Annotated in this window: 8 protein-coding genes; 3 read left to right on the forward strand and 5 right to left on the reverse strand. The window is 73.9% G+C overall.

What is annotated here, in order from left to right; all coding sequences use genetic code 11:
• Positions 1-452: 452 nt before the first annotated feature.
• The 3 genes from QL987_RS16415 to QL987_RS16425 are packed head-to-tail and all read right to left on the reverse strand — an operon-like array spanning position 453 to position 2782.
• Entirely contained in the window at positions 453-1892 is a 1440-nt protein-coding gene (locus QL987_RS16415; protein ID WP_290158710.1) for an amidase, read from the reverse strand.
• Positions 1893-1901: 9 nt separating this feature from the next.
• Positions 1902-2117 carry a helix-turn-helix transcriptional regulator gene (locus QL987_RS16420; RefSeq protein ID WP_290158712.1) on the reverse strand — a complete coding sequence of 72 codons (216 nt, stop codon included), beginning with the start codon at positions 2115-2117 and terminating at the stop codon, positions 1902-1904.
• On the reverse strand, positions 2117-2782 hold the full coding sequence (locus QL987_RS16425) for a hypothetical protein (protein WP_290158714.1): 666 nt from the start codon (positions 2780-2782) through the stop codon (positions 2117-2119). Before QL987_RS16425 ends, QL987_RS16420 begins: the two co-directional genes overlap by 1 nt.
• Before the next feature lie 89 nt (positions 2783-2871).
• Here QL987_RS16425 and QL987_RS16430 point away from each other — a divergent pair, with 89 nt between their 5' ends.
• A complete protein-coding gene (locus QL987_RS16430; RefSeq protein ID WP_290158715.1) occupies positions 2872-3627 on the forward strand; it encodes a hypothetical protein in 756 nt (251 codons plus the stop codon).
• Here the strand turns inward: QL987_RS16430 and QL987_RS16435 are convergent.
• Complete coding sequence (locus tag QL987_RS16435) at positions 3624-4610, reverse strand: NAD-dependent epimerase/dehydratase family protein (RefSeq protein WP_290158717.1); 987 nt, start codon at positions 4608-4610, stop codon at positions 3624-3626. The two genes, QL987_RS16430 and QL987_RS16435, sit on opposite strands and share 4 nt — an antisense overlap.
• A 102-nt stretch (positions 4611-4712) precedes the next feature.
• Between QL987_RS16435 and QL987_RS16440 the strand changes: the two genes are divergently transcribed.
• Complete coding sequence (locus QL987_RS16440; protein WP_290158719.1) at positions 4713-6377, forward strand: ABC-F family ATP-binding cassette domain-containing protein; 1665 nt, start codon at positions 4713-4715, stop codon at positions 6375-6377.
• A 67-nt stretch (positions 6378-6444) separates the two neighbouring features.
• Positions 6445-6924 carry a tetratricopeptide repeat protein gene (locus QL987_RS16445; protein WP_253467915.1) on the forward strand — a complete coding sequence of 160 codons (480 nt, stop codon included), beginning with the start codon at positions 6445-6447 and terminating at the stop codon, positions 6922-6924.
• 18 nt (positions 6925-6942) lie between these two features.
• Here the strand turns inward: QL987_RS16445 and QL987_RS16450 are convergent, their stop codons facing one another.
• A complete protein-coding gene (locus QL987_RS16450; protein ID WP_290158721.1) occupies positions 6943-7545 on the reverse strand; it encodes a TetR/AcrR family transcriptional regulator in 603 nt (200 codons plus the stop codon).
• Positions 7546-7714: the final 169 nt, after the last annotated feature.

A 7714-nucleotide genomic window follows, 5' to 3' on the forward strand; every position in this document is an offset into this window, starting at 1 on the left:
CGGCGTGGTGCAGCGGCTGTGCGACACCGTCGCGGTGATGTCGGCGGGGCGGATCGTCGAGCACGGCCCCGTGTCCCTGCTCAACGCGCCGACGCACGAGGTCACGCGGGCCCTGGTCGCGGCGGCGCCGACGCTGCCGTAGGGCCGGGGGCGGCGGGGGTCGGGCGACCGGTCACGACACCCCGCTCAGCTCCGCCGACCGGTCACGAACCGTCTGAAACGCCGCCCCACAACGACGAGTCGTGACCACTCGGCGGCAGGACCCGGGTGCGCCAGACGGCCCCCGCGGCCGACGGCGCAGCCCGCACCCCCAGCGCCGACCGGTCACGACACCCCGCTCAGCTCCGCCGACCGGTCACGAACCGTCGGGAACGCCGCCCCAGAACGACGACTCGTGACCACTCGGCGGCAGGACCCGGGCGCGCCGGACAGACGGAGTCCGGGCGCCCGCGCTACCAGCCGGCCGGGTGCCGCCGCTGCCAGCGCAGCCGGCGCTCGAGCTGCGCCCCGATCGCCAGGAGCACCCGCTCCCCACCCGGGCGTCCGATGAGCTGCACGCCCATCGGCAGCCCTGCGCCGTCCGGGTGCCCCTCGCCGGTGACCCCGACGGGCAGCGTGATGGCAGGCAGCCCCGACACGTTCGCCATCGACGTCCAGGGCGAGTACGCGCACTGGCGCCGGAAGTCCTCCTCCGGGTCGTCGCCGTACCAGCCGAGGGGCCGCGGGGTCATCGCGAGCGTCGGGGTGAGGACGGCGTCGAACCGGTCGAACGCCCGGATCAGCGCAATCGAGAACGCGTCGAGTCCGGCCATCGCGTCGAGTACCTGCGTGCTCGTGAGCGACCGCCCGCGCTCGACCAGCCAGGCGACGAGCGGTGTCAGGGCCGACAGGTCGATCCCCGGGATCCGGGCGATGCCGGCGCCGGAGGACTCCCACGCCACCTGGAACGGCTCGGCGTACGGCAGGCGCGGCATCGTCACGTCCTCGACCCCGTGTCCGACCTCGCCGAGCACGCGGACGGCGGTGTCCACGGCCTCCCGCGCGGCCGGGTCGACGACCACGTCCACGAAGTCGTCCCACGGCGAGCCCTCGAGCAGACCGACGACGAAGCGCCCCTCGCCCCGGACGGCCGCCGCGGTGAAGGGCCCGTCGCCGACGTCGGGCGTCACGAGCGCGTACGGCTGCCGCTCCGGCACCCCGGTCGGTGCGACGAGGGCATCGAGCAGCATCCCCGCGTCGGCGACGGTCCGGGTGAGCGGCCCGGCGACGGCGAGTCCGCCCAGTCCGGCACGCCCGGGCATCGACGGCACACGACCGCGGCTCGGCTTCAGTCCCACCAGGCCCGTGGCGGCCGCCGGGATCCGCACCGAGCCGCCGCCGTCCGACCCGACGGCCGCCGGCAGCAGCCCGGCCGCGACGGCCACAGCGGCGCCGCTCGACGACCCGCCCGGGGCGCGCGTAGTGTCGTACGGGTTGCGGGTGGTGCCGAAGCGCGTCTCGGAGGACGACGACATCCCGAACTCGGGCGTCGCCGTCTTGCCCAGGCTGATCGCCCCGGCGTCGTCGAGCGCCGTGACGAGCGGATGGTCGGCCGTCGCCGGGTCCCCCGGCAGGGCGAGCGTGCCGGACCGGGTGGGCACCCCGCGCCGGTCCGTCAGGTCCTTGTCTGCGGACGGGAGGCCCCACAACGGCCGCGACGTCGGCACCAGGTCACCGAGGTGGTCGGCCCGGGCACGCGCGGCCTCGGCGGTGACGGCCACGAACGCGCCGAGCTCCGGGTCGAGCCGCTCGATGCGGGCGACGTAGTGGTCGGTCACCTCGCGGGCGGTGGCGTCCCCGCGGCGGATCCAGTCCCAGAGTTCCTGCGCCGACAGGTGGTGGAGTTCGAACACGGACCGAGCCTAGGCCGACGCGTCCGGCACCTGCGTGAGCAGCTCGCCCACCTGGCAGCCGAGTGCGACGCAGATCGCTTCGAGCGTGCTGAAGCGGACCGCCTTCGCGTGCCCGTTCTTGAGGATCGAGAGGTTCACGGTGCTCACCCCGACCCGTTCGGAGAGCTCGACGAGCGTCATCCCACGCGCCAGCAGCAGTTCGTCGAGTCGGCAGACGATCGCCATCAGACCAGTCCGGACGAGTCGTCCCGGTACCCGGCGGCCGTCCGGAAGACCGCTGCGAGGGCGGACAGTCCGGCTGCTGCGACGAGCGGCCAGAACGGGGCGCCAAGTTCCCCGCCGTGGCCGGTGTACGTGCCGAGGAACTCGGGCAGCGCCCCGGCGATCGACGGCTGCGTCATCTCGCTCGCGGTCTGCAGGACCGAGGCAGCCTCGAACCCCACGAACACGATGACCGCGAGCGTCGTGAGCGCGCGTGAGCAGGTCCGGGCGAACGGACGCCCGTCCCCGATGCTGCGGGTCACGAGCAGCAGGCAGACCGCGATCCCGCCCGCGGTGAGGACGGTGACGAGGTCGCTCAGGTCGTGCAGCACGATCGTCGAGGCCGGGAGGTCCTGCACCCGTCCGACCATCTCGGTCACCGCCGGCGTCGTCCCGGCCACGACCCTTGCCCCGTCGGACACCGCCCCCGACGGGCGGGCGACCGGCATCTCGAGCGTCCAGGTCCAGTCGATGCCGGTCGTCCGGTGTGCGAGCTGGTCGATCATCCCGGCGACGATGAACCAGGCACGGACGGCAGCGACCAGGATCATGCCGAGGGAGACGACGAACACGAAGCTGACGGAGCTCTTCTGACGGAGCGCAGCGGCGCGCTCATCGGGGATCGACATGCGGCGAGCATAACGAATTTCGTTGCGCTGCGCCTACTGCTGGACCGGTGGTGCTTGACCGGGTCCTCCGGAGTGACCAAGCTCGCCGCATGGACTTCGTCGGAGTGCTCGGCGCGGACGCGCCCGACCCGGAGCTCGAGCAGCGGGCCGCGGTTCGTGCGCTCGGGTTCGACGTCGCCGGTCTCGTCGCGCAGCGGCACCTCGAGGACTCGGGCTCCCTCGGCGTGCAGACCAGCGAACACGACGGCGTGCTGGTGCGTGCGACCGTGTCCCGGCAGTACACGCTCTGGCGGAACCCCGACGACCGCAGCGACCCGGTGAACCTGGCGGTGCTGGATGACGAGCGGCGGCGGTCGCTCGAGGAGGTCCCACCGTGGCCGCGTCCGGCCTGGCTCATCGCCGGGGTCGAGCGGATGCGGTACCCGATGCTGTGGGAGGCAGTCCAGACGCACTGGTCCGTGCCCGGTGCGACCCGTCCCACGGCGACGGCGACCCTCGTCGAGCACGTGCGGTACGTCCTGATGAACCAGTACCGCGACGAACACGGCCTCCCGGACCCGACCGAGCACCCGTGGCCCGTACTGGTCGACGAACGCAGCGTCCAGCCCGGCCACCCCGTCCTGGTCGACGGCGTCGAGCGCCCGGGCCTGCTCCTCGACACGGACCCCTTCGTGCTCGGCCTGGCGATCGAACTCGACGACGGGCGGCTCCTGACCGCAGTGCTCCCCCGCGATGAACTGCCCCTGCTCACCGTCGCCTTCGACTCGGCAGCGCCCCTCGAACCGGCAGCAGGACCGGCGCCAGCGCCGACCCCGAACACCGGGCCCACCTCCGAGGCGCGCTAGCCCAGACGGACCACGTCGAGGACCCGCCGCTCCTCCGCGTCGGTGAGCCCCGATCGCCGCACCCGCCCGACCCCGCGGGCCCGCTCGTCATCCACGACACGCCGCACCGTCTCGGCGAGCGGCCGGACCGTCCCGCCCGCCGCCAGGAACGCCCGACCGGCCCGCCGGGCGAACCCGACCTCCCCGACCGGGATCCACAGCGGCAGCGAGGCCGGTCCCGCCCAGTACGCGACCCCCTGCGCGAGGAGGGTGTCGTCGTCGACGGCCACGAGCCTCCCGTCGAACCCGGTCGCGGCCCGGACCTCGTCGAGGAACGCCCCCATCGACGTGCTCGGTCCGACGGCGTCGACGGTCCCGACCGTGCCCGCACGCCCGGCGCGGACGATCCACTCCGCCAGGTCCGTGACGTCGACGACCTGCACCGCGCGGTCCTCCAGGACGGGTGTCACGACGTCGCCGCCGCGGTCGAGCCGGGCGGCCCAGTAGCCGAACCGGTCGCTCGGGTCGCCGGGGCCGACGATGAGGCCCGGCCGGACCACGAGCGCGTCCGTCCCCCGTGCCCGTCGGGTCGCCCGCTCCCCGGCGACCTTCGCGTCGGCGTACGGCGTCGGGTCGACCGGGTCGACCGGCTCGACGGGCTCGACGACGGGCGCGTCCTCGTCGTCACCGGCCCGGTCGGTGCGGGCGTACACGGAGATCGTCGAGACGAACGTCCAGTGCGCGGCGCTCGCCGACAGCGCCTCGAGCGCGCCGGTCACGTGCGCCGGATCGGTCGCCAACTCGACGACGTCGTCCCAGGCGTCGCCCACGCCGGAGTAGGCGTCAGCTGCCGAGCGGTCGGCCCGGACGAACCGTGCACCGGCCGGCGGCTCCCCCGACTCGCCTCGTGCCAGACACGTCACCTCGGAGCCGTCCCGCAGCGCCGCCTCGGTGACCGCCCGCCCCAACCACCCGGTCCCGCCCAGCACCAGCACGCGTCGCATGCCGTCAGTCTGGCAGCGCACCGGACGGGAGGCACGGGACCGGACCGCACCGTGCCTCCCGTCCGGTGCGTGCCCGGCCCGGCGAGGTGGGACGATGTGGGGATGACCGCCACGCTCGTCGCCAAGGGGCTCGCCGGCGGCTACGCCGCCCGCACGCTGTTCGACTCCCTCGACCTCACGGTCGCGCCCGGTGACGTGATCGGCGTCGTCGGTGTGAACGGCGCCGGCAAGTCGACCCTGCTGCGCCTGCTGGCCGGGGTCGACGAGCCGCTCGCCGGCACCGTGTCGCTGTCCCCGACGGACGCGTTCGTCGGCTGGCTGCCGCAGGAGCACGAGCGGGTGGCGGGTGAGACGGTCGCCGGGTACGTCGCCCGTCGGACCGGGTGTGCCGAGGCGGCGGCGGAGATGGACGCGACGGCGCTGGCCCTCGGCGAGCCGGGCGCCGGCGACGCCGCCGCGGACCGGTACTCGACCGCACTCGAACGCTGGCTCGCCTCGGGGGCCGCCGACCTCGACGAGCGGATGCCGGTGGTGCTCGCCGACCTCGGCCTGACCCTCGACGCTCCCGACGGCTCCGTCACGGCGGACTCGCTCATGACCTCGCTCTCCGGTGGTCAGGCGGCCCGTGTGGGGCTCGCGGCGCTGCTGCTCTCACGCTTCGACATCGTGCTGCTCGACGAGCCGACGAACGACCTGGACCTGGACGGGCTGGACCGGCTCGAGGAGTTCGTGCGCGGCCTCCGCGGCGGAGTCGTCCTGGTCAGCCACGACCGCGAGTTCCTGGCGCGGTCGGTGACGGCGGTCCTTGAACTCGACCTGGCGCAGTCGTCCAACCGGCTGTTCGGCGGTGGCTACGACGCGTACCTCGAGGAACGCGAGATCGCCCGCCAGCACAAGCGGGACGCGTACGACGAGTTCGCCTCGACGAAGGCCGACCTGGTCTCCCGAGCCCGGACGCAGCGCGAGTGGTCGAGCCAGGGCGTGCGGAACGCGATGAAGAAGGCCCCGGACAACGACAAGATCCGCCGCAAGGCCGCCAGCGAGTCGAGCGAGAAGCAGGCGCAGAAGGTGCGGCAGATGGAGTCGCGGATCGCCCGCCTGGACGAGGTCGAGGAGCCCCGCAAGGAGTGGCAGCTCGAGTTCACGATCGGCCAGGCACCGCGGTCCTCCGCCGTCGTCGCGACCCTGTCCGACGCCCGCTACGAGCAGGGTGACTTCACGCTCGGCCCGGTGTCGCTGCAGGTGAACGGCGGCGACCGGATCGGCATCACCGGCCCGAACGGTGCCGGCAAGTCGACGCTGCTGCGGGCACTGCTCGGGCGGCAGGAACCGACGAGCGGCACCGCGTCGATCGGATCGAGCGTCGCCGTGGGCGAGGTCGACCAGGCCCGCTCGCTCTTCACGGGCACGGAGCCGCTCGCCGCGGTGTTCGAGGGACTCGTGCCGGAGATGACGACCGCCGACGTCCGCACCCTGCTGGCGAAGTTCGGGCTGAAGGCGGATCACGTCGGGCGTGCCGCCGGTGAACTCTCGCCCGGCGAGCGGACCCGGGCCGGACTGGCGCTGCTGCAGGCCCGCGGGGTGAACGTGCTCGTGCTCGACGAGCCGACGAACCACCTGGACCTCGTCGCGATCGAACAGCTGGAGCAGGCCCTCGAGACGTACGAGGGCACGCTGCTCCTGGTGACCCACGACCGGCGGATGCTCGACACCGTGCAGCTCGACCGGCAGTGGCGGGTCGAGGCCGGGCGGGTCACCGAGGCCTGACGGGGCACCGAAGGCTGACGGGCCAACGGTCCGGGATCGGGGTGCCCCCTAGGCTGGCGCGGTGGACATGACGGAGTGGCAGCAGCACGTCGACGCTCTCTGGGCCGACCCCGACGCCGACGGCGAACAGCGGATCGTCCGGATGCGGGAGCTGGCCGACGCCGCACCGCACCCGGCGCTCGGGGCCTTCGAGCTCGGCGGTGCGTACGACTCCGGCGGGCACGAGGTCGAGGCCGACGTCGAGTACAGCCGGGCCACCGCGGAGGGGCTGGGGACGGTCGACCCGATCCGTGCCGCTCAGATGGTGATCCAGCACGCGTCGACGCTCCGGAACCTGGGCCGGGTCGAGGACGCGATCACGATGCTCCGCGCAGCCCCCGCCCACCCGTCGATCGGCGACGCTCCGGCGGTGTTCCTCGCGCTCGCCCTGCACAGTGCCGGGCGGAGCGACGAGGCGCTGCGGCTGGCCGTCGAGACGATCGAACCGGCCCTGCCGCGGTACAACCGGTCGGTGCGCGCCTACGCGGCAGCACTCACCGAGGACTGAGCGCCGGGAGCGCGGTGCTCACTCGCCCGGGACACCGACGAGCGCACCGGACACGTAGACCTGCACGGCCCGCTCGACGTCGAACTCCGGGTCGTCCGCCGTCCCGATGCACAGGTTCCCGACCCCGCGGAGCAGTTCGTAACCGGTGACCCCCGCGCTCGTCGCCCGTCCCGGCACGGTGGCACGCGCGGCGGTCAGCAGGTCGGCGCACACCGGCACGAGCCGGTCGACGAAGTACCGGTGCAGGGCGTCGGTCGCCGCGCCGTCGCCGTGCATGGCGTCGGGCAGCCCGTGCTTCGTGACGAGGAAGTCGACGAACAGGCCGATCCACCGACGCAGCGCCACGTCCGGGTCGGACGACTCGGCCAGGAGGCGCGGGCCCGCTTCCGCACACGCCTCCACCTGGTGGCGGTACACGGCCAGCACGAGGTCGGCTCGGGTCGGGAAGTGCCGGTAGACGGTGCCCACGCCGACCCCGGCCTCCGTCGCGACGGCACGCACCGGAGCGTCGACGCCGGAGCGGACGAAGACCCGCGCGGCGGCCTCGAGCAGGGTCTCCTGGTTCCGGCGCGCGTCGCTGCGCTGCACCGGGTCGGACGCGGCGGAACCGGGCTCGGGCATGTCGTCTCCTCGATGGTCGTTGCAAACGGAACAGCGTTCCGGTACTGTCCGGAACACCGCTCCGGTTCATCGTACGGCAGCGGGCACCCCTGTGGAAGGAACCCCGTGCCCACCTCGACCACCCCCGCCCTGGACCACCTGCTCGGCGACGGCACCCCCGTCCTCTCCG

Origin of the sequence: Curtobacterium sp. APC 4022, from assembly GCF_030407555.1 — a bacterium.
GTDB lineage: Bacteria > Actinomycetota > Actinomycetes > Actinomycetales > Microbacteriaceae > Curtobacterium.

Excerpts from the sequence above, each read along its gene's own strand:
- QL987_RS16420 (WP_290158712.1), bottom strand. The coding sequence starts at position 2,117 with ATGGCGATCGTCTGCCGACTCGACGAACTGCTGCTGGCGCGTGGGATG.
- QL987_RS16425 (WP_290158714.1), bottom strand. The coding sequence starts at position 2,782 with ATGTCGATCCCCGATGAGCGCGCCGCTGCGCTCCGTCAGAAGAGCTCC.
- QL987_RS16430 (WP_290158715.1), top strand. The coding sequence starts at position 2,872 with ATGGACTTCGTCGGAGTGCTCGGCGCGGACGCGCCCGACCCGGAGCTC.
- QL987_RS16435 (WP_290158717.1), bottom strand. The coding sequence starts at position 4,610 with ATGCGACGCGTGCTGGTGCTGGGCGGGACCGGGTGGTTGGGGCGGGCG.
- QL987_RS16440 (WP_290158719.1), top strand. The coding sequence starts at position 4,713 with ATGACCGCCACGCTCGTCGCCAAGGGGCTCGCCGGCGGCTACGCCGCC.
- QL987_RS16445 (WP_253467915.1), top strand. The coding sequence starts at position 6,445 with ATGACGGAGTGGCAGCAGCACGTCGACGCTCTCTGGGCCGACCCCGAC.
- QL987_RS16450 (WP_290158721.1), bottom strand. The coding sequence starts at position 7,545 with ATGCCCGAGCCCGGTTCCGCCGCGTCCGACCCGGTGCAGCGCAGCGAC.